This is a genomic window from Halomonas kalidii, assembly GCF_030010475.1.
GTDB classification, from domain to species: Bacteria; Pseudomonadota; Gammaproteobacteria; order Pseudomonadales; family Halomonadaceae; genus Halomonas; species Halomonas heilongjiangensis.
The window spans coordinates 216,106-236,747 of sequence record NZ_JASCQN010000054.1 but is presented as its reverse complement, the minus strand read 5'-3'; the positions used below and the strand labels follow the sequence as shown (position 1 = coordinate 236,747).

Here is a 20,642-nt window from a genome sequence, read left to right as displayed (position 1 = left end):
GTAGATCGCTATGGCAGCTGCAAAAGAGATACGCACCCAGATCGGGAGCATCAAGAATACGCAGAAGATCACCAGCGCCATGGAAATGGTGGCTGCATCGAAGATGCGTAAGGCGCAGGATCTGATGAAGGCCAGCCAGCCCTATGCCCGCCAGATCCGCAACGTCGTGGGCCATATCGCCGACGCCCAGCCCGAGTACCGCCACGACTACATGATCGAGCGGGACACCAAGCGGGTCGGCTACATCGTCGTGTCCACCGACCGCGGGCTGTGCGGCGGCCTGAACGTCAACCTGTTCAAGGCCGTGCTGAAGGATGCCAAGGCGTGGCGCGACAAGGGCGCGGAACTCGACTTCTGTGCCCTGGGCAGCAAGGCCGGCGGCTTCTTCCGCAACTACGGGGGCAACCTCGTGGCGGCGAAGAGCCACCTGGGCGAGTCGCCCGAGGTCGAGGACCTGATCGGCAGCGTGAAGGTGATGCTGGATGCCTATGACGAGGGACGCCTGGACCGGCTCTACGTGGTGTACAACGAGTTCGTCAACACCATGACGCAGAAGCCGGTGGTCAGGCAGCTGTTGCCCCTGTCGCCCGACATGGGCAACAACGGGCATCACAAGCATTCCGAAGAGAACAAGCGTCCCGGAGGCTGGGACTACCTGTATGAGCCGGATGCCAAGGCGCTGCTCGATAGCCTGCTGATTCGCTTCATCGAATCGCAGGTCTATCAGTCGGTGGTCGAGAACGGCGCCTGCGAACAGGCGGCGCGGATGATCGCCATGAAGAGCGCCACCGACAACGCCGGCGGTCTGATCGACGACCTGGAGATGGTCTACAACAAGGCCCGTCAGGCCGCCATCACCCAGGAGATCTCCGAGATCGTCGGTGGCGCCGCCGCCGTATAGCGCCAGGGGAGGGGGTGCCCTCCCGGCATGCAGGTTTCATTTTCAGGTATTTGAGAGGAACCAAGATGAGCGGACGTATCGTACAAATCATCGGCGCGGTGATTGACGTAGAGTTTCCGCGGGACACCGTTCCCAAGGTCTACGACGCGCTGAAGGTCTCGGAGGGCGAGACCGTACTCGAGGTCCAGCAGCAGCTGGGCGACGGCGTGGTGCGCACCATCGCCATGGGCTCCACCGAGGGGCTCAAGCGCGGCATGGACGTCACCAACACCGGTGCGGCCATCTCCGTGCCGGTGGGCAAGGAGACCCTGGGCCGGATCATGAACGTACTCGGCGAGCCGATCGACGAGGCCGGCGAGATCGGCGAGGCCGAGCGCATGCCGATCCACCGCAAGGCACCGAGCTATGCCGACCAGGCGGCGTCCAACGAGCTGCTGGAGACCGGCATCAAGGTCATCGATCTGGTCTGCCCGTTCGCCAAGGGCGGCAAGGTCGGCCTGTTCGGCGGCGCCGGCGTGGGCAAGACCGTCAACATGATGGAACTGATCCGCAACATCGCCACCGAGCACAGCGGTTACTCGGTGTTCGCGGGTGTGGGGGAGCGGACCCGCGAGGGTAACGACTTCTACCACGAGATGACCGAATCCAACGTCATCGACAAGGTGTCGCTGGTCTACGGCCAGATGAACGAGCCGCCGGGCAACCGTCTGCGCGTGGCCCTGACCGGCCTGACCATCGCCGAGAAGTTCCGCGATGAAGGCCGCGACGTGCTGCTGTTCGTCGACAACATCTACCGCTACACCCTGGCCGGTACCGAGGTCTCGGCCCTGCTGGGTCGTATGCCGTCGGCGGTGGGCTATCAGCCGACCCTGGCCGAGGAGATGGGCGTCCTGCAGGAGCGCATCACCTCCACCAAGACCGGCTCGATCACCTCCGTGCAGGCGGTCTACGTGCCCGCGGACGACCTGACCGACCCGTCTCCGGCGACCACCTTCTCGCACCTGGACGCCACCGTGGTACTGGCGCGTTCCATCGCCGAGCTGGGCATCTACCCGGCGATCGACCCGCTGGACTCCACCTCGCGTCAGCTCGACCCGCTGGTGGTCGGCGAGGAGCACTATGACACGGCGCGCGGTGTGCAGAACGTGCTGCAGCGCTACAAGGAGCTCAAGGACATCATCGCGATCCTGGGCATGGACGAGCTCTCCGACGAGGACAAGCAGGCCGTGGCCCGGGCGCGGAGGATCCAGCGCTTCCTGTCGCAGCCGTTCTTCGTCGCCGAGGTGTTCACCGGCTCCCCGGGCAAGTACGTGTCGCTGAAGGACACCATCCGCGGGTTCCAGGGCATCCTCAACGGCGAATACGATGATCTGCCGGAGCAGGCCTTCTACATGGTGGGCAGCATTGACGAGGCCGTCGAGAAAGCCAACCAGATGAAGTAAGGTCGTCCATCAAGAGGACAAGACTATGGCGAACAGCTTCAAGTGCGAAATCGTCAGCGCCGAGGAAGGGGTGTTCTCCGGCCAGGTCGAGCAGCTCGTCGCTTCCGGCATCATGGGTGACCTGGGCATCCTGCCTGGCCACGCGCCGCTGCTGACCGAGCTTCAGCCAGGCCCGATCCGCGTGATCCATGACGGCGGACAGGAGGAGAACTACTACGTCTCCGGCGGCTTCCTCGAAGTGCAGCCCGACGTGGTGACCGTCCTTGCCGACTCCGCCGCACGCGCCAAGGACCTGGACGAGGCGGCCGCAGAGGAAGCACGCAAGCACGCGCTGAAGGCGTTCAACGACAAGTCCGCGGAGCTGGATTACACTCGCGCCGCGGCCGAACTCGCCGAGGCCGTGGCGCAACTGCGTACCATCCAGCAACTGCGCAAGAAGGCCGGCAAGGGCTGATCGACGCTCCTGCCGTGGAAGACGCCCCCCGGATCCATGTTCGGGGGGCGTTTTCGTGTCTGATAACATGCTCGCAGCACAACACGTCTCCATGCAGGCCACCATCGCCTGCACCCTGGTGGCGTCAGGAGGATGCCCATGTCGTTGAATGAGACCCTGCAGGAACAGAAGGAGGCGCTGCTGACCGCGCTGGCCGAGGAGCAGGGCGAGCGTCTCGATGAACTGCTGCCGGAGTTGCGTTCCGCGGATCTCGCCGAGATCGTCGAGGACATCCTCGCCGAGGAGGATGACCTGCCCATCGCCCTCGCCCTGCTCGACAGTCTGCCCATCGAACGGCGGGCCAATGTGCTCGGCTATCTGCCGGGCGAGGAGCAGACCGATGTGGCCGAGGCGATGTCCGACGAAACGCTGCTCGCGGTGCTCGAGGAGATGGGCTCGGACGAGCGTGCCGACCTCTTCAACCTGCTCGGCGAGGATCGCCGTGAGACCCTGCTGCGGCGCATGGCGCGCCAGGAGCGCGAGGATCTCAAGCGGCTGGCGAGCTACGAGGAGGGCACCGCCGGGGCGATCATGACCTCGGACTACGTGGCCATCCCCAGTGGCATGACCGTGTCCCAGGCGATGATGCGGGTGCGCCAGACGGCCCCGGACGCCGAGACCGTCTACCAGCTCTACATCATCGACCCGGATGGCCGCCTGGCCGGTACCCTGTCGCTGCGCCAACTGATGGTGGCGCGGCCCGGGGCCAGGGTCGACGACTTGATGATCAAGGACGTGATCAGCATCCCCGTCGACCAGGAGCAGGAGGAGGTCGCCCGGGTGGTGGCGCGCTATGACCTGCTGGCCGTGCCGGTGATCGATGCCGATGAGCGGCTGATCGGCATCGTCACCCACGATGATGCCATGGACGTGGCCGAGTCCGAGGCCACCGAGGATATCCACAAGGGGATGTCCATCGGCCAGCTCGAGGACGGCGTCAGCCGGGTGCCACTGTGGAGCCTCTACCGCAAGCGGGTGATCTGGCTGGTGCTGCTGGTGTTCGGTAATCTCTTCTCCGGCGCCGGCATCGCCTACTTCGAGGACACCATCGCCGCCCAGGTGGCGCTGGTGTTCTTCCTGCCGCTGCTCATCGGCAGCGGCGGCAACGCCGGCGCCCAGGCCGCCACCCTGATGGTGCGCGGCATGGCCACCGGCGACGTCGGGGTCAAGGACTGGGGCAAGCTGCTCGGCCGCGAGCTGCTGGTGGCCGGTTCCCTGGGGCTGACCATGGCGCTGGCGGTGGCGCCCATCGGCGTGCTGCGCGGTGGCGAGGCGGTGGCCATGGTGGTGGCCATGAGCATGGTCACCATCGTGCTGTTCGGCAGCCTGCTGGGCATGTGTCTGCCGTTCCTGCTCGACCGCCTGGGCTGGGACCCGGCCACGGCCTCGGCACCGCTGGTAACGACGCTGATCGATGCCTCGGGGGTGCTGATCTACTTCAGTATCGCCACGGCGATCCTGACCGGGCTATGATCGTTGCCGATGGCATACAGTCTCGATTCGGCCACCATGGCGATGAGGCGGACAACGCCATGACGGATGTGTATCCTCGGCTTCGTTCATCCACACAGGAATCGCCATGGACTGGCTTCAGGTCGCCGTACTCTCGCTCGTCCAGGGACTGACCGAGTTCCTGCCGATTTCCAGCTCCGCTCATCTCATCCTGGTACCGGTGCTGACCCCCTGGGATGACCAGGGACTGGCCTTCGACGTGGCGCTGCATCTCGGCAGCCTGGCGGCGGTGGTGCTCTATTTCCGCCACGAACTGAGCAGGATGGCCGTCAGCTGGGCCGGTTCGCTGCGTGGCGGGGTGGCCGACGAGGATGCCCGCCTGGCCTGGTGGGTGCTGCTCGCGACGATTCCGGTCTGCGTGGTCGGCCTCGCCTTTCACGACGCCATCGAGGTCGGCATGCGCTCGCCGCTGATCATCGCCGCGGGTCTGATCGTCTTCGGCGTGCTGCTCGGCTATGCCGACTGGCGCCACCGCGGGGCGCGCAGCGAATACCAGCTGACCCTGAAGGATGCCCTGCTGATCGGCGGCGCCCAGGCGCTGGCGCTGATCCCCGGCACGTCACGCTCGGGGATCACCATCACCGCGGCGCTGCTGCTGGGGATGAGCCGTGAAGGGGCGGCACGCTTCTCCTTCCTGCTGTCGATTCCGGTGATCGTGCTCGCCAGTGCCCTCGAGATCGTCGGGCTGGTCGGCGAGCCCCGGGAGGTGGACTGGTCGACCCTGGTGATGGGCACCCTGCTGTCGGGCATCAGTGCCTATCTCTGCATCCACTACTTCCTGGTCTTCATCCGTCGGATCGGCATGCAGCCCTTCGTGGTCTATCGCATCGTGCTGGGGCTCTGGCTGCTGTGGCTGTTCTGGTAAGCTCGCCTCACCTGCCTGCCGGAGCCGCTGTGCAATGAATCCTTCCCGTCTGCTGTCGTTGCCGCTACTGCTTGTGTTCACCGCGTTGCTGGCGGCCTGTTCGGAGAGCGACCGGCCGCTGGAGTCGCCGGTGCGCCTCGAGGGCAGCATCTTCGGCAGCTTCTACCAGGTGACCATCGCCGATCCCTTGACACAGGGCGAGGCGCGCGAGATCGAGAAGGAGTTTCTCGCCGAGCTCGATGAGGTGGATGCTGCCATGTCCACGTATCGTGACGACTCGGAACTGGTGGCCTTCAACCAGGCGCCGGTGGGGGAGTGGCAACCCCTCTCCGACGAACTGGTCGAGGTGCTGGCGATCGGCCAGACGGTGGCCGAGGCCAGCGATGGTGCCTTCGACATGTCCCTTGGTGGCCTGGTCAATCTCTGGAGCTTCGGTCCCGAGGCCCGCCCGCGGGAAATCCCCGACGACGAGACCCTGGCCGAGCGACTGGCCGAGATCGGACCCGACAGCGTCGAACTCGACGTGGCAGGGCTCCAGGCGCGGCGCGTGAGAGACGTCTTCATCGATCTCTCGGGTGTGGCCAAGGGCCATGGTACGGATCGTGTGGCGACCTATCTGGATCGCCGGGGCATCGAACACTACCTGGTCAATCTGGGAGGGGAAGTGATGGCGAAGGGGTACCGTGACGCCGAGGGAACGCCCTGGCGCATCGGCATCGAGGCCCCGCGGGACGACCGCCAGGAAGCTCAACATGTGCTGCCGCTGCATGACCTCTCGGTGGCCACTTCCGGCGACTACCGCAATTACTTCGAGGAGGAAGGCCGGCGCTATTCCCATACCCTCGATCCGCGTACCGGCCGTCCCATCGAGCACCGGCTGGCCTCGGTGACGGTGGCCCACCCCTCCAACGCCTGGGCGGATGCCTGGGCCACGGCACTGATGGTGCTGGGCGAGGAGCAGGGGATGGCGCTGGCCAGGGAGCAGGGGCTCGGCGTGCTGATGATCGTGCGCGAGGACGAGGGCTGGAGCAGTCGGGTCAGCCCCGGCTTCGTCGCGACTTTCGGCGAGGCACTGACCGAGGAACTCGGCCTCGAGGTTCGGCGAGGACAAAACCGGCCCGGCATGGAGTGCAGGGGCCGTAACCATCTAGAATGTAACGACTGAAGAGAATGGACATGGAGTCATGATGACGCTCGACGTGGTGATTCTGGCGGCCGGACAGGGCACGCGGATGCGCTCGACGCTGCCCAAGGTGCTGCACCGCCTGGCCGGCAAGCCGATGGTGCGGCATGTGATCGATACCGCCCGGGGGCTCGTCGCCGATCGCACCCATGTGGTGGTCGGCCATGGGGCCGAGCATGTGCGCGAGGCGCTGGCCGACTGCGAGGTGCGCTTCGCCCTCCAGGCGGAACAGAATGGCACCGGCCACGCCGTCGCCCAGGCCCTGGACGGGCTCGGCAGCGGCAAGGTGCTGGTGCTCTACGGCGACGTGCCGCTGATTCGCCGCGAGACCCTGGCGACCCTGCTCGAGGGGGTCGACGAGCAGCATATGGGGCTGTTGACCGTGACCCTGCCCGATCCCGGCGGCTACGGGCGCATCCTGCGCAACGCGTCGGGCGAGGCGGTGGCCATCGTCGAGCACAAGGATGCCTCCCAGAAGGAGCTCGCCATTCGCGAGTGCAACACCGGCATCATGGCCATGACCGCGGCCCAGCTCAGGCGCTGGCTGCCGCAGCTCTCGGCCGACAACGCCCAGGGCGAGTACTACCTGACCGACGTGATCGCCATGGCGGCGGCGGAGGGGGTGAAGATCGTCACCACCCAGCCGGCCCAGGCGCTCGAAGTCGAGGGCGTCAACAACCGGGCCCAGATGGCGCGGCTGGAACGTGCCCACCAGCGCGAGCTGGCCGAACGGCTGATGGCCGAGGGGGTGGCACTGCTCGATCCGGCGCGGCTCGACATCCGTGGCACCCTGACCTGCGGCCACGACGTGGAGATCGACGTGGGCTGTGTCTTCGAGGGTGACGTGGAGCTGGGGGAAGGCGTGCGCATCGGCCCCCACTGCGTGATCCGCGACAGCCATATCGGTGCCGAGACGCTGGTCGAGCCGCACAGCGTCATCGAGGGCGCGGTGGCGGCCGGCCGCAACCGCATCGGCCCCTTCGCCCGGCTACGCCCCGGTTCGCGGCTCGCGGTGGGAGCCAAGGTCGGCAACTTCGTCGAGACCAAGAACGTCGAGCTGGGCGAGGGCAGCAAGATCAATCACCTGAGCTATGTGGGCGACGCCTCGCTGGGCCGTGACGTCAATGTCGGTGCCGGCACCATCACCTGCAACTACGACGGCGCCAACAAGCACCGTACCGAGATCGGCGACGAGGCCTTCATCGGTTCCAACACCGCCCTGGTGGCGCCGGTCAGCGTCGGCAAGGGGGCCACCGTGGGGGCCGGCTCCACCATCAGCAAGGACGTGCCCGACAATGCCCTGGCGGTCTCCCGCGGTCGCCAGGTCAGCAAGGCCGACTGGCCACGGCCGACCAAGCGCCAGGAACCCTGAGGAGAGAACGCATGTGTGGAATCGTCGGTGCCGTCGCGGAGCGCAACGTCCAGGGTATCCTGCTCGAAGGGCTCAAGCGACTCGAGTATCGCGGCTATGACTCGGCGGGCATGGCCGTGCAGTCCCCCGAGGGCACCCTGCAGCGGTGCCGTGCCGTGGGCAAGGTGGTGGCCCTCGAGGAGCGGCTGGAGACGGAGCCCCTGCCGGGGCGCTGCGGTATCGCCCATACCCGCTGGGCCACCCACGGCAGGCCCAGCGAGGCCAATGCCCACCCGCACCGATCCGGCGAGCGGGTGGTGGTGGTGCACAACGGCATCATCGAGAATCACGAGGCGCTGCGCCACGAACTGCTCGACGCCGGCTATGCCTTCGATTCGGAAACCGATACCGAGGTGGTGGCCCACCTGGTGGACCGGGAATCCCGCGATGGTGTCGACCTGCTGACCGCGGTACTGCACGCCCTGGCCCGGCTCGAGGGTGCCTATGCCCTGGCGGTGATGCATGCCGACCAGCCCGACGTCATCGTCGGCGCCCGCAAGGGTAGCCCGCTGGTGGTGGGGGTGGGCATCGACGAGGCCTTCCTGGGCTCGGACCCCCTGGCCCTGCTGCAGGTCACCGACCGCTTCATCTATCTGGAGGAGGGCGATGTGGTGAGGCTCTCGTCACGGGGTGGTGTCGCGGTGTTCGATGCCGCGGGGCAGTCGGTCGAGCGCGAGGTGCAGACCTTCGAGCACGCTGACGGGGCGGCGAGCAAGGGCGACTATCGTCACTTCATGCTCAAGGAGATCCATGAGCAGCCGGCGGTGATCGCCGCGGCCCTGGAGGGGCGTCTGGGCGAGCGTTCGGTGCTGGTGGAGAGCTTCGGGCCCGAGGCCGAGGCATTGTTCGGCCGGGTGCGCCAGATCCATATCGTCGCCTGCGGCACCAGCTATCATGCCGGCATGGTGGCCCGTTACTGGCTGGAGCGTTTCGCCGGAGTGCCGGTCCAGGTCGAGGTCGCCTCGGAGTACCGCTACCGGCAGGTGGTGGTGCCGGAGGGCACCCTGTTCGTGACGCTCTCCCAGTCCGGCGAGACCGCCGACACCCTGGCGGCGCTGCGCTTCGCCCGTGCGCGCGGCTACCTGGCCAGCCTGGCGATCTGCAACGTGCCGGGAAGTTCGCTGGTGCGCGAGTCGGACCTGACCCTGATGACCCAGGCGGGACCCGAGATCGGCGTCGCCTCGACCAAGGCCTTCACCACCCAGCTCGCCGCCCTGATGCTGTTGACCCTGGCGCTGGGCCGGGTCAAGGGCCTCGATGACGGCGTGCAGGCCGAGCTGGTGCAGGCACTGCGCGGTCTGCCCGGCCTGGTCGCCAGCGTACTGAAGCTCGATCCGCAGATCGAGGCGCTCTCCATGGCGTTTGCCGAGAAGCAGCATGCGCTCTTCCTGGGGCGCGGGGCGCACTTCCCCATCGCCCTCGAGGGGGCGCTCAAGCTCAAGGAGATCTCCTACATCCACGCCGAGGCCTACCCGGCCGGTGAGCTCAAGCACGGCCCGCTGGCGCTGGTGGACAGCGAGATGCCGGTCATCTCCGTGGCACCCAACGACGAGCTGCTCGACAAGCTCAAGTCCAACCTCCAGGAGGTGCGGGCCCGGGGCGGTGAGCTGTTCGTCTTCGCCGACGAGCGGGTCAAGCTGGAGGAGGAGGAGGGCATCCGGGTGCTGCGCCTGCCCCATGTCCACGAGGCGCTGGCGCCGATCCTCTACACCGTGCCGCTGCAGCTGCTCAGCTACCACGTGGCGGTGCTCAAGGGCACCGACGTGGACCAGCCGCGCAACCTGGCCAAGTCGGTGACCGTGGAGTGACTCGCCCGATGACATGCCATCGCGGCGGCTGACCCATATTTCCCCTTGCTTATTTTTTGTTACTACAATATGTGGCTTGAACGTCCGGCAGTCACAGGGACTTCCCCGTGACTGCCGGACGTCGATAGAACGAAACAAGAAAAAGGGGAACCGACGTGGGAAACGAAAAGGGACGTTCGAGAGGCCGCTGGACATGGATCATCACGCTACTGGTGGTGCTGGGCGTGGTGGCCGGGGTGGGGGCACCCAACTGGCTGGGACGACAGATCGAGCAGCAGCATGCCGACTATCTCCAGCAGCTGGCGGGGCTGACATATCTCCAGGTCGAGGATGCCGAGTATGAACGGGGCTGGTTCTCGGCACGGGCCGACTATGACCTCATCCTCGATCCACGCTTCGCCCTGTCGCTCAGGGAGCTGTTCGCCGGCATGGACGTGCCGGAAGAGCCGTTCCGCATAAGCGTCAGCGAGCGGATCACCCATGGCCCCCTGACCGGAGGCCTGGCCAGCCTGGAAGGCGATGCCGCGGTGTCGGGGTGGCTGGTCGAGGAAGTCGTCGCCTTCGAAGGTGACCGGCCGGACTACCGCTATGATGCCCGGATCGGTTATGACCGGGTCGTCCAGGGCGAGTGGGAACCCATGGCGGTGACGGTGTCCGCCGGCCCGCTGCTCAGCGACGCCGGCCTGAACACGCGCTATGTCACGGATTACCGAGGCGGTGACTTCAGCTACGACCCCGGTTCCGGCGAGTATCGCGCCACCCACCACCTGGGCCCTTCCCGCCTGGAGGAGCCCGCTGCCGTGCATACGTTCGAGGGTTCCACATCGCACCATCTGGCGCGTTTCTCGTCCGGGGTGCTTCGCGAGCTGCGACTGCAGTCCCGGGATTCCCTGGCGTTGTCGGAGCGCCGCGATGTCGACCGGCCACTCGATACCCGTATCGAGGGCCAGACCGTCGACATTGGACTCCATTTCGACGACCAGGGGCGTTTCGAGAGCATCGTCTCGCGCTTGGGCATCGAGGGGTTCCAGGGACAGAAGCCGGATCAGTACCTGCAGATGGATGGCATGGCGCTCGAGTTCACCGGCGCGCGCCAGGGCGAGTACAGCTGGTATGGAGAGCTGGGCCTCGCGTTCGATGGCCTGGACATGCGCGAGAAGGGCTCGCCGGGTGTCTCGCTCGACGCCATGCGGTTTCAACTGGGGCTGGAGCCCGCGCCGGAGGCTTCGCTCGAGCTGGTCACGCGCCTGTCGTCACGCGAGCTGCGTATCCAGGGCATGGACGAACCGCTGGAGTACCAGGTCGAATCGCGCCTTGGCCAGCTGCAGCGCGCCGGGTACGACGAGCTCTGGCGGCTGTTCTACCAGGCCATGGACGAATTCCGGTTCGACGACCCCGATGGCTCGCTGGTCGTGCTCGAGCGGATGGGGGAAGCCGGCATGGCGATGATGGGGGATCGCTCGACCCTGACGGCCAAGCCGGTGACGTTACGCATCGGCGACGCGAATCTCGACATGGCGCTGGAAGCCGATGTCCAGTTGCAGGACTTCGCGATCCTTGGCGAGCAGGCGCTCTTTTCGCCGGGCAATCGGCTGGAGTTCAGTGCCGACGTCTCCACGCTGCTGTTGCACAAGCTGGCCCGCGAGTCGATCCGCCAGCAATACAGCGGCCTGACGTCCCCGCCCGAGGGCAAGGAGCTCGAAGCGATGGCCAAGGCCCTGGTGGCGGAGGAACTGGCGTCGATGCTGGAACTCGGCATCGTTCGCCGTGAAGAAGGCGACCGCTACACGCTGCACCTGCAACTGGCGGACGGTGAGCTGTTGCTGAACGGCGAGTCCGGCGAATGGCTGCTGGGCCAGTTCTGAGTCGTCGCTGCCCGTGCCGGCCCCTTGCCTTGCGGTGGCAGAAGAGTGACCGGTAGGGCCGGCCTGTATCTCGGATTGCCCATGTGGGCCAAGCAGGCGTGGCGTGGCACCCTCTATCCGCCCCATGGTGGCAACGCCGGCCTGCTCGAGGAGTATGCCCGGGTGTTCTCCACCGTGGAGGGCAATACCACCTTCTACAGCGGGGCGCCGCGTGCCGAGACGGTGGCGACCTGGGCGCGCCAGGCCCCGGCGGACTTCCGCTTCTGCTTCAAGTTGCCGGCGGCCCTGACGCACCAGCGGCGCCTAGCCGGGGTCGCGGCCGACGTCGACGGCTTCCTCGAGGCCCTCGCTCCCCTGCGCGACCGTCTCGGTCCGGTGATGGTCCAGTTGCCGAGGGACTTCGGTGCCGAAGAGCTGCCACAGCTGGAAGGCCTGCTGTCACGCTGGCCCACAGGCATTCCCTGTGCGGTTGAGGTGCGTCACAGGGAATTTTTCCACAAGGGGACGGCCGAGATCGCCCTGAACCGGTTGTTGATAACTCACGGTGCCGACCGGGTGATGCTCGATGTACGGCCACTCTTCTCCACCCCGGCCGGCGACCATCCCGGCCTGCTCAAGGCCCAGGGCGAGAAGCCGAAACGCCCATTACACGTGCTTTCCACGGGAGGCAGGCCGCTGGTGCGCTTCATCGGCCACGTCGACCCGGCCATCAACGAGCGCTATTTCCAGCCCTGGATAGAACGCCTCGCCCTGTGGATAAAACAGGGGAAAACCCCTTTCCTGCTTGTGCATACGCCCGACAATCGAGGGGCGCCGGAACTGGCACGTCGCCTCCATTCGCGCCTGGCCGAACACTGTTCACTCCCGCCGCTTCCGGGCTTCCCGGGCGAGCGCCAGGAAGCGCTGTTCTGAGATCGAGGCCGGACAGGCGGCGTGCCTCGCGCCCCGTTAACGGGCTTTCATCATCGGCGGCTGGCCATCAAGCGTATGATCGGATAGATTTGCGGGTTTAACGGCATATCACAGCACGATCTTGCTGACAGGTATGCCTGATATAGATCAATACCGAATACATATCGATACAGACAACAACAGGTGATTCATGTCGAAACTCGCACATGCACAGTGGTCGTCGAAGATGACCTTCGTGCTCGCCGCGGCCGGCTCTGCGGTGGGGCTGGGCAATATCTGGCGCTTCTCCTACATGGTCGGCGACAGCGGAGGCGCCGCCTTCGTGCTGGTCTACCTGATCTGCGTGGCGGTGGTCGGCATGCCGATCCTGGTCGCCGAGTGGCTGATCGGCCGCCGCGCCCAGAAGAATCCGGTCAACGCCATGGCGGAACTGGCCGGCCAGAGTGGCCAGCCGCGGGCCTGGGCGCTGCTGGGGGCCAGCGGGATACTGGCCGCCTTCCTGATCCTCTCCTTCTACAGCGTGATCGGCGGTTGGTCGCTCTCCTATACCCTGAACTCGGTGATCGGCACCTTCACCGGCCAGGATGCCGATGGGGTGAGTGCCATCTTCGGCAACCTGCTGGCCAGCCCCGGCGTGCTGCTGCTGTGGCACACGGCCTTCATGGCGCTGGTGGTGTGGATCGTCGCCCGGGGCGTGACCAAGGGCCTGGAGGGGGCGGTGCGCACCATGATGCCGGCCCTGGTGGTGCTGATGCTGATCCTGGTCGGCTACGGCATGACCACCGGCCACTTCGGCGAGGCGCTGGCCTTCATGTTCCGTCCCGACTGGGGTGCCCTCACCGGCGGCGTGGTACTGGCCGCCATGGGCCAGGCCTTCTTCACCCTGTCGCTGGGCATGGGCATCATGATGGCCTACGGCTCCTACCTGGGGGAGGACGTCAACCTGCTCGGTACCGCGCGCACGGTGATCATCCTCGATACCGTGATCGCGTTGCTGGCGGGCCTGGCGATCTTCCCCATCGTGTTCGCCAACGGGCTGAGCGCCGGCGAAGGCCCGGGGTTGATCTTCGTCACCCTGCCGCTGGCCTTCGGCAACATGACCGGTGGCACCCTGCTCGGCTTGATGTTCTTCCTGCTGCTGACCTTCGCGGCCCTGACCTCGGCGATCTCGCTGCTCGAGCCGGTGGTGGAATTCATCGAGGAGCGCACGCCGTTGACCCGGGTGGTGGCCACCCTGGCCGGCGGCGTGGCGGTCTGGGCGCTGGGCATAGCGGCGCTGATGTCGTTCAACGTCTGGGACGTGCCGGTGCTGTTCGGCCTCAACGTCTTCGATCTGCTGGACACCTTCACCAGCAAGATCCTGCTGCCGTTGACCGGCCTGGGAGCGATCGTCTTCGTCGCCTGGTGCCTGGAGCGCAAGAGCGTGGCCGCCGAGCTGAATCTCGCCGGTGGTGCCGAGAAACTCTGGCACCTGGTGGCGCGCTACGTGGCGCCCATCGGCGTGATCCTGGTCTTCGTCTCCAGCCTGTGAGGCGTCCAGGGACCGCGACGAGCGGTTGATGTAACGGGGCCAAGTGCCCCGGCGAGCCCCGCTTCGGCGGGGCTCGCTGGTTCTGGAGGCTTCCTCGACCCGTCACGGGTCGGGGCGTTCAGTGCATCTCGTCCTCGGGCAACTGGGCGATGTCCCGTGACAGACGCTTGAACTCGTTGTGCAGCTCGATGCCGCGGCGGGCGCGCAGGTTGCGCTGGGCGGCGGTCCGTGAGCGTTGCTCGTGTTCGGCGACCTGCATGCTCATGAAGATGTCGAGAAGTTCACTCTTCAGGGAGGTTAACCGTTCGACATTGCGCATGATCGACTCTCCTGTCTGCAGTGAATGTGCCGGCATCATGGACGCTGCGCGACACTGCAATTCTTACTATACCTCACTTGACAGAATGATGACGACGTGAGCCGATTGGTGACAACGCTGTGCCAACGCAAGGCCAGGCAAGCGGTTCCCGGGCAGAATACCGCGGCCAGTGCGCATCGCCCTTCGGCTTGGGGCATACTGTGACCATGAACCCGCCATCATCTTCGTCGCTTCGCCCCCCAGGGGGCGGCGACCCGCAAGCAAGGAGTCCCGCGTGAGCCGCGCCCTGTTCGATGAGATGAGACGTCGCATGGAGCACTTCCGCCGCTCCGAGCAGAAGGTCGCGCGCTTCGTGCTGCGCAACCCCGAGGAAGTCATCCACATGCGCATCGTCGACCTGGCCACCGAGGCCAAGGTCAGCGAGCCCACCGTGGTACGCTTCTGTCGTGCCCTGGGCTGCAACGGCTTCCAGGACTTCAAGCTCAAGCTGGCGCAGATGCTGGCCTCGGGCAGCCAGTTCGCCCAGTTCTCGATGAACGACAGCGACTCGGTGGCGGAATTCTCCCACAGCATCTTCGACTCCACCGTGGGTACCCTGCTGTCGGTGCGCGACCGGCTCGACAACGAGGCGTTGAGCCGTGCGATCAACGCCCTGGCCATGGCCAACCGCGTCGAGTTCTACGGCTTCGGCGCCTCCGGTGCGGTGGCCTTCGATGCCCAGCACAAGTTCTTCCGCCTGCAGATCTCCACCGCCGCCTATGCCGACCCGCACATGCAGAACATGTCGGCGGTGACCCTGGGCGACGGTGACGTGGTGGTGGCGATCTCCCAGACCGGACGCACCCGGGCGCTGGTGGCCAGCGTACGCCTGGCCCGCGAGGCCGGGGCCACGGTGATCGGGCTGTGTCCCAGCGGCTCGCCGTTGGCCGAGGAGGTCACCCTGCCGCTCTACATCGATGTCCACGAGGACACCGAGATCTACACCCCGATGAGCTCGCGCATCGCCCACCTGGTGCTGATCGACGTGCTGGCGGTGGGAGTGGCCAAGACCCGTGGCCCCAAGCTCGCCGAGCAGCTCAAGGCGGTGAAGAAGAGCCTCACCCCGCTGCGCTTTCCCGAACAGGAAGGCAAGCCGTAGCCACCGGAAGACGCGGCTTTCCCGGCGACAGGTCTACGCGGAGGCGCTGGGAACCCATCCTTGGGCGCTACATTCGTCATCCCTGACGAATGACCTCCGCTTCGACCTGTCCCCGGCGCCGCTCGCCGCGATGATTGAGCTGGCTGATATGCTAAGCTGGGTCTCCATTTTCGACCCGGCTTTCCCCGCACCATGGACGACGTCACGGCGATTCTCGACCACCTGAACACCGCCCAGCGCGAGGCGGTCAGCGCCCCCCAGGGCAACATGCTGGTGCTGGCCGGCGCCGGTTCCGGCAAGACCCGGGTGCTGGTGCATCGCATCGCCTGGCTGATGCAGGCCGAGGGGCTCTCGCCCTATGCGGTGCTCGCCGTGACCTTCACCAACAAGGCGGCCCGCGAGATGCGCACCCGCCTCGAGGCGCTGCTGGGCCTGTCGCTGCGCAACGTCTGGGTCGGCACCTTCCACTCCATCGCCCACCGCCTGCTGCGCACCCACTGGCAGGACGCGCGACTGCCCCAGCACTTCCAGATCATCGACTCGGACGATCAGCTGCGGTTGATCAAGCGCCTGCTCAAGGATCACCGCATCGACGACGAGCGCTTCCCGCCGCGCCAGGTGCAGTCGTTCATCTCGGGGTGCAAGGAAGAGGGGCTGCGCGCCCCTCAGGTCGACGCCCATGGCGACGCCTACATGGGGCAGATGGTCGAGCTCTACGAGCACTATCAGCTGACCTGCGAGCGGGGCGGGCTGGTCGACTTCGGCGAGCTGCTGCTGAGGAGCCTGGAGCTGCTGCGCGACACCCCCGCGCTGCTCGCCCACTACCAGGAGCGCTTCGCCCACGTGCTGGTCGACGAGTTCCAGGACACCAACACCCTGCAGTACGCCTGGCTCAAGCTGCTCTCCGGGATGAAGACGCCGATGACGGTGGTCGGCGACGACGACCAGTCGATCTACGGCTGGCGCGGCGCCCGGGTCGAGAACATTCGCCGCTTCGAGCAGGAGTTCCGCGATACCCGCACCGTGCGCCTGGAGCAGAACTACCGCTCCACCAGCGCCATCCTCGATGCCGCCAACGCCCTGATCAGCCACAACACCTCGCGCATGGGCAAGGAGCTGTGGACCGCCGGCAGTCGCGGCGAGCCGATCTCGGTCTATGCGGGCTTCAATGATCTCGATGAAGCACGCTTCATCGTCGATACGATCAGGGAGAAGGTAAACGAGGGCCACACCCGCCGCGAGATCGCCATTCTCTATCGCTCCAATGCCCAGTCCCGGGTGCTCGAGGAGACCCTGATCCGCCAGGGCGTCCCCTACCGTATCTACGGTGGTCAGCGCTTCTACGAGCGCCTGGAGATCAAGAATGCCCTGGCCTACCTGCGACTGCTGCTCAACCGCGACGACGACGCCTCGCTCGAGCGGGTGATCAACGTGCCGGCCCGGGGCATCGGCACCCGTACCGTGGAGCTACTGCGCGAGCGCGCCCGGCACACCGGGGTCTCGCTGTGGCAGGCGCTGCACGACGGCCTCGGCGACGCCTCGCTCAGGGGCCGGGCCGGCACCGCGGTGAAGGCCTTCGCCGACCTGATCGAGCGGCTCGACAACGATACCGCCGGGCTGGCACTCCACGAGATCATCGACCACGTCAACGAGGTCTCCGGGCTGGTCGAGCACCACCGCAGCGAGAAGGGTGAGAAGGGCCAGGCGAGGGTCGAGAACCTCGAGGAGCTGGTCACGGCGGCCCGCGCCTTCACCCAGGGCGAGGCCCTGGACCCGCCCGTGGCCGGCGAGGGGGCCGTGGCGCTGGAGGGCTTCCTCGCCGAGGCGGCGCTCAACGCCGGCGACCACGAGGCCGACGACTTCGAGGACTGCGTGCAGCTGATGACCCTGCACTCGGCCAAGGGGCTGGAGTTCCCGGTGGTGTTCATCGCCGGGGTCGAGGAGGGACTCTTCCCCCACCGCATGTCCATCGAGGAGCCGGGTCGCCTCGAGGAGGAGCGCCGGCTCTGCTATGTGGGCCTGACCCGCGCCATGCGCAAGCTCTACCTGACCCACGCCGAGCTGCGCCGCCTGCACGGCAAGGAGACCTTCCAGCGGCCGTCGCGCTTCCTGCGCGAGCTCCCCGACGAGCACCTGGAGGAGGTGCGCCTGCGCGGGCAGATCTCGCGGCCGGTGACCGCCAGCCGCCCGGCCGTGGGACTCTCGCGCCAGACCTCGGTCAACGGTGGCGGCGACCTGCCGAGTCTGAGCCTCGGGCAGCGGGTCCACCACCCGGTGTTCGGCGAGGGGGTGATTCTCAACGCCGAGGGCGAGGGGGAGCGTGCCCGGGTTCAGGTCAGCTTCGAGGGTGAGGGCGACAAGTGGCTGGTGCTGGGCTTCGCCAAGCTGACGCCCCTGTAGGCATCGACCGAGTTTCCGTTGACGTCCACGTCAAAGGGCCGCGCTTGCCGGGCAATTCAGCAATGAAGCATACTCACTGGCGGACATACCGCGCTTCGGGAAGCGCTGCTTCAGCGCTCGCGACTTGAACCAGCGGCTCCCGGCATGAGCTCGGATCAGAACAATCACCAGGAGTCACGCTCGCCATGCAACGCCGTCTCTTTCTCAAGAACAGCCTCAAGACCGTGGGTCTCGGTGCCGCCGGTGCCGTCGCCGCGCCCTTCGTTTCCACCGCCAAGGCCCAGGAGACCATCACCTGGGACATGGTGACCTCCTGGCCGAAGAACTTCCCCGCCCTGGGCACCGGCGCCAACGACTTCGCCGAGCGCATCGAGAAGCTCTCCAACGGTCGCATGCGCATTCGCGTGCACGGGGCCGGCGAGCTGGTACCGGCGCTGGAGGTCTTCGATGCGGTGGCCGCCGGCACCGCCGAGATGGGCCACTCGGCCTCCTACTACTGGCGCGGCAAGGTCGCGGCCTCCCAGTTCTTCACCGCCGTGCCCTTCGGCATGAACACCACCGAGACCAACGCCTGGCTCTACCACGGCGGCGGTCAGGAGCTGTGGGACGAGGTCTACGCCAAGCACAACCTCAAGCCGTTCCCGGTGGGCAACACCGGTACCCAGATGGCCGGCTGGTTCAAGAAGGAGATCAACTCCCTGGAGGACATGCAGGGCCTCAAGCTGCGGTTGCCGGGGCTGGCCGGCGAGGCGATGAACGGCATCGGCGTCACCACGGTGAACATGCCCGGCGGCGAGATCTTCACTTCCATGCAGACCGGCGTGCTCGACGCCGCCGACTGGGTCGGTCCCTATAACGACCTGGCCTTCGGCCTGCATCAGGTGGCCGACTACTACTACACCTCGGCCTGGAATGAGCCCAGTGCGATCCTGGAAGGCACCGTCAACCTGGATGCCTGGAACGCCCTGCCCGACGACCTCAAGGACGTGGTGCGCGAAGCCGCCATGGCGTCGAACCTGGCGATGGTCAGTGAATTCGCCTATCGCAATGCCCAGGCCCTGGACACCCTGGTCAACGAGCATGGCGTACAACTGCGCAGCTTCCCGGAGGACGTCATGGCGGCGCTCTACGACTCCTCCAAGGCGGCGATCCAGGCGCAGGTCGACAGCGACCCGGATTCGGCCAAGGTGTACGAATCCTATCTGACCTTCCAGCAGCTGGTGCGGCCGTTCAGCGACGTGGGCGAGTACGCCTACCTCAAGGCGCGCGAGAACGTCGGCGTATAAGAGACGTCCGCCGCTCCTGCCGCATGGGCGCCCTGGTGGCGCCCATGTCGGTCACGGGGTGTCAGTCGTTCTGGCGCACGGCGCGGATGCGGCCGTTGTCGTCCAGCGCCACCATCACGAAGCGGGCCTCGGTGACCTTGTGCAGCTCGTCCGGATCACGCTCCTGGGGCGAGCGGATCCACACCTCCACGTCGATCTTGATCGAGCTGTGGCCGATCTCGCGCACGGTGGTGAAGATGTTGACCATCGAGCCGACGCGCACCGGGCAGAGGAAGTCCATGGCCTCGATGGCCACGGTGGCGGTGCGGCCGTGGGCCTCGCGGCCGGCGGCCAGCTCGGCGGCCTGGTCCATATGGGCCACCAGCCAGCCACCGGCGATGTCGCCGTGGAGGTTGGTGTCCTGGCGGCTCGCCAGCAGCTTGAGGGTCAACTGGCCCTGGGGGGCGGGTACATCATCGAGTTCGGTCATGACGGGGCGTCTGCCTGACTTGTTGTTGTGAGACTCCATGGGGCCTGTGGCCGGATAGGCCGGTCAACAGCGGCATGGTATACGCTGGACGTGCTCCGTCACCAGTATTGCGACATCATGACTCGCCCCAGGGGGCGTTTCTCGGGGGAGACAGCATGCAACGAGGCGGGAAGGCACGCCGCCGCTGGCTGGGTGCGCTGATACTGATGCTGGCGATGCCCGCGGCCATGGCCGGCGAGGTGGTGGGCAGCCTGGGCGCGGTCGGGTCGGATACCCTGGCCGGGCTGATGCTGCGCTGGGGGGAACAGCTCACCGACCGGCATCCCGGCATCCGGCTGCAGCTGCAGGCCAGTGGCTCGGCCAGTGCCCCGCCGGCCCTGGTGGCCGGCACGACGCGGCTGGGCCCCATGTCCCGTGCCATGTCCGACGCCGAGCGCCGCGACTTCATCGAGCGCCATGGCTATCCCCCGGTGGAGATCGAGGTGGCGCGGGACGCCCTGGTGGTGATCGTGCATCGCCACAACCCGTTGACGCAGCTGAGCCTGGCGGAGCTGGACGGGATCTTCTCCGCGACGCGTCGCTGCGGTGGCGGGCATGCCATCACCCACTGGCGCGAGCTGGGCATCGAGCGACCGAGCGGGCGGCTCGCCCTGCATGGGCGCAATGCCGCCTCGGGCACCTACGGCCTGTTCAGGCAACGCGCGCTGTGCAACGGCGACTTCCGGGTCCGCCTCGACGAGCATCCCGGCTCGGCGGCGGTGGTGGCGGCGGTGGCGGCATCGCCGCGCGCCATCGGTTACGCCGGGCGCAATCACCTCACGGCGGGGGTTCGCGCCCTGCCGCTGGTCGATACCGACGGCGAGGCGGTCCGGCCGGACCCAGAGCGCGTTCGTCGGGACGACTACCCCCTCTCCCGGACCCTCTACCTCTATCTCAACCTGCCCCCGGGCGAGGCGCTGCCCGGTCCCGAGCGAGCCTTCGTCGAACTGATCCTCTCGCCCGAAGGGCAGGAGACGGTCGCCGAACTCGGTTTCGTCGCCCTGCCCCAGGCGACCCTGGAACGCCAGCGCCGACGCCTGGGATTGCACGAGCCCCCCTGACCCTGTC

Annotated in this window: 17 protein-coding genes; 15 read left to right on the top strand and 2 right to left on the bottom strand. The window is 66.8% G+C overall.

The window, feature by feature from the left end; all coding sequences use genetic code 11:
* The first annotated feature begins 10 nt into the window (after positions 1–10).
* The 11 genes from atpG to QLQ85_RS21550 all read left to right on the top strand — a co-directional run bounded on the left by atpG (position 11) and on the right by QLQ85_RS21550 (position 13,923).
* Complete coding sequence (gene atpG / locus QLQ85_RS21600) at positions 11–901, top strand: F0F1 ATP synthase subunit gamma (protein ID WP_282740878.1); 891 nt, start codon at positions 11–13, stop codon at positions 899–901.
* 65 nt (positions 902–966) lie between these two features.
* Positions 967–2,343 carry a F0F1 ATP synthase subunit beta gene (gene atpD, locus QLQ85_RS21595; protein WP_282740877.1) on the top strand — a complete coding sequence of 459 codons (1,377 nt, stop codon included), beginning with the start codon at positions 967–969 and terminating at the stop codon, positions 2,341–2,343.
* 25 nt (positions 2,344–2,368) lie between these two features.
* On the top strand, positions 2,369–2,797 hold the full coding sequence (locus tag QLQ85_RS21590; RefSeq protein WP_282722534.1) for a F0F1 ATP synthase subunit epsilon: 429 nt from the start codon (positions 2,369–2,371) through the stop codon (positions 2,795–2,797).
* Positions 2,798–2,935: 138 nt separating this feature from the next.
* A complete protein-coding gene (gene mgtE, locus QLQ85_RS21585; RefSeq protein WP_282740876.1) occupies positions 2,936–4,309 on the top strand; it encodes a magnesium transporter in 1,374 nt (457 codons plus the stop codon).
* Positions 4,310–4,415: 106 nt separating this feature from the next.
* Positions 4,416–5,213: an undecaprenyl-diphosphate phosphatase gene (locus QLQ85_RS21580; RefSeq protein ID WP_282740875.1), complete on the top strand. Its 798-nt coding sequence runs from the start codon at positions 4,416–4,418 to the stop codon at positions 5,211–5,213.
* 34 nt (positions 5,214–5,247) lie between these two features.
* On the top strand, positions 5,248–6,378 hold the full coding sequence (locus tag QLQ85_RS21575; RefSeq protein ID WP_282740874.1) for an FAD:protein FMN transferase: 1,131 nt from the start codon (positions 5,248–5,250) through the stop codon (positions 6,376–6,378).
* A 19-nt stretch (positions 6,379–6,397) separates the two neighbouring features.
* A complete protein-coding gene (glmU, locus tag QLQ85_RS21570) occupies positions 6,398–7,768 on the top strand; it encodes a bifunctional UDP-N-acetylglucosamine diphosphorylase/glucosamine-1-phosphate N-acetyltransferase GlmU (protein WP_282740873.1) in 1,371 nt (456 codons plus the stop codon).
* 11 nt (positions 7,769–7,779) lie between these two features.
* Positions 7,780–9,615 carry a glutamine--fructose-6-phosphate transaminase (isomerizing) gene (gene glmS, locus QLQ85_RS21565; protein WP_282740872.1) on the top strand — a complete coding sequence of 612 codons (1,836 nt, stop codon included), beginning with the start codon at positions 7,780–7,782 and terminating at the stop codon, positions 9,613–9,615.
* Between the two features lie 155 nt (positions 9,616–9,770).
* Positions 9,771–11,480, top strand: coding sequence for a DUF945 family protein (locus QLQ85_RS21560; protein WP_282740871.1), 1,710 nt, complete (start codon positions 9,771–9,773; stop codon positions 11,478–11,480).
* Between the two features lie 81 nt (positions 11,481–11,561).
* Entirely contained in the window at positions 11,562–12,392 is an 831-nt protein-coding gene (locus QLQ85_RS21555; protein ID WP_282740870.1) for a DUF72 domain-containing protein, read from the top strand.
* Between the two features lie 190 nt (positions 12,393–12,582).
* The gene (locus QLQ85_RS21550) at positions 12,583–13,923 is read left to right on the top strand and encodes a sodium-dependent transporter (RefSeq protein WP_282722542.1); all 1,341 of its coding nucleotides are present in this window, start codon (positions 12,583–12,585) and stop codon (positions 13,921–13,923) included.
* Positions 13,924–14,041: 118 nt separating this feature from the next.
* Here the strand turns inward: QLQ85_RS21550 and QLQ85_RS21545 are convergent, their stop codons facing one another.
* Entirely contained in the window at positions 14,042–14,242 is a 201-nt protein-coding gene (locus tag QLQ85_RS21545) for a PA3496 family putative envelope integrity protein (RefSeq protein WP_110284386.1), read from the bottom strand.
* 274 nt (positions 14,243–14,516) lie between these two features.
* On the opposite strand from QLQ85_RS21545, the gene hexR reads away from it, so the two are divergent.
* The 3 genes from hexR (at position 14,517) to QLQ85_RS21530 (ending at position 19,066) form a co-directional block, all read left to right on the top strand.
* Positions 14,517–15,380: a transcriptional regulator HexR gene (gene hexR / locus QLQ85_RS21540; RefSeq protein ID WP_282740869.1), complete on the top strand. Its 864-nt coding sequence runs from the start codon at positions 14,517–14,519 to the stop codon at positions 15,378–15,380.
* Between the two features lie 192 nt (positions 15,381–15,572).
* Positions 15,573–17,780, top strand: coding sequence for a DNA helicase II (uvrD, locus tag QLQ85_RS21535; RefSeq protein ID WP_282740868.1), 2,208 nt, complete (start codon positions 15,573–15,575; stop codon positions 17,778–17,780).
* 185 nt (positions 17,781–17,965) lie between these two features.
* Positions 17,966–19,066, top strand: coding sequence for a TRAP transporter substrate-binding protein (locus tag QLQ85_RS21530; RefSeq protein ID WP_282740867.1), 1,101 nt, complete (start codon positions 17,966–17,968; stop codon positions 19,064–19,066).
* Positions 19,067–19,127: 61 nt separating this feature from the next.
* Here QLQ85_RS21530 and QLQ85_RS21525 read toward each other — a convergent pair whose 3' ends face one another.
* Positions 19,128–19,535, bottom strand: coding sequence for an acyl-CoA thioesterase (locus QLQ85_RS21525; RefSeq protein WP_282722546.1), 408 nt, complete (start codon positions 19,533–19,535; stop codon positions 19,128–19,130).
* A 155-nt stretch (positions 19,536–19,690) separates the two neighbouring features.
* Here QLQ85_RS21525 and QLQ85_RS21520 point away from each other — a divergent pair, with 155 nt between their 5' ends.
* On the top strand, positions 19,691–20,635 hold the full coding sequence (locus QLQ85_RS21520) for a PstS family phosphate ABC transporter substrate-binding protein (RefSeq protein WP_282740866.1): 945 nt from the start codon (positions 19,691–19,693) through the stop codon (positions 20,633–20,635).
* Positions 20,636–20,642 lie beyond the last annotated feature (7 nt).

Coding starts and splice junctions, on each gene's coding strand:
- atpG (WP_282740878.1), top strand. CDS start 11: ATGGCAGCTGCAAAAGAGATACGCACCCAGATCGGGAGCATCAAGAAT.
- atpD (WP_282740877.1), top strand. CDS start 967: ATGAGCGGACGTATCGTACAAATCATCGGCGCGGTGATTGACGTAGAG.
- QLQ85_RS21590 (WP_282722534.1), top strand. CDS start 2,369: ATGGCGAACAGCTTCAAGTGCGAAATCGTCAGCGCCGAGGAAGGGGTG.
- mgtE (WP_282740876.1), top strand. CDS start 2,936: ATGTCGTTGAATGAGACCCTGCAGGAACAGAAGGAGGCGCTGCTGACC.
- QLQ85_RS21580 (WP_282740875.1), top strand. CDS start 4,416: ATGGACTGGCTTCAGGTCGCCGTACTCTCGCTCGTCCAGGGACTGACC.
- QLQ85_RS21575 (WP_282740874.1), top strand. CDS start 5,248: ATGAATCCTTCCCGTCTGCTGTCGTTGCCGCTACTGCTTGTGTTCACC.
- glmU (WP_282740873.1), top strand. CDS start 6,398: ATGATGACGCTCGACGTGGTGATTCTGGCGGCCGGACAGGGCACGCGG.
- glmS (WP_282740872.1), top strand. CDS start 7,780: ATGTGTGGAATCGTCGGTGCCGTCGCGGAGCGCAACGTCCAGGGTATC.
- QLQ85_RS21555 (WP_282740870.1), top strand. CDS start 11,562: ATGTGGGCCAAGCAGGCGTGGCGTGGCACCCTCTATCCGCCCCATGGT.
- QLQ85_RS21550 (WP_282722542.1), top strand. CDS start 12,583: ATGTCGAAACTCGCACATGCACAGTGGTCGTCGAAGATGACCTTCGTG.
- QLQ85_RS21545 (WP_110284386.1), bottom strand. CDS start 14,242: ATGCGCAATGTCGAACGGTTAACCTCCCTGAAGAGTGAACTTCTCGAC.
- uvrD (WP_282740868.1), top strand. CDS start 15,573: ATGGACGACGTCACGGCGATTCTCGACCACCTGAACACCGCCCAGCGC.
- QLQ85_RS21530 (WP_282740867.1), top strand. CDS start 17,966: ATGCAACGCCGTCTCTTTCTCAAGAACAGCCTCAAGACCGTGGGTCTC.
- QLQ85_RS21525 (WP_282722546.1), bottom strand. CDS start 19,535: ATGACCGAACTCGATGATGTACCCGCCCCCCAGGGCCAGTTGACCCTC.
- QLQ85_RS21520 (WP_282740866.1), top strand. CDS start 19,691: ATGCAACGAGGCGGGAAGGCACGCCGCCGCTGGCTGGGTGCGCTGATA.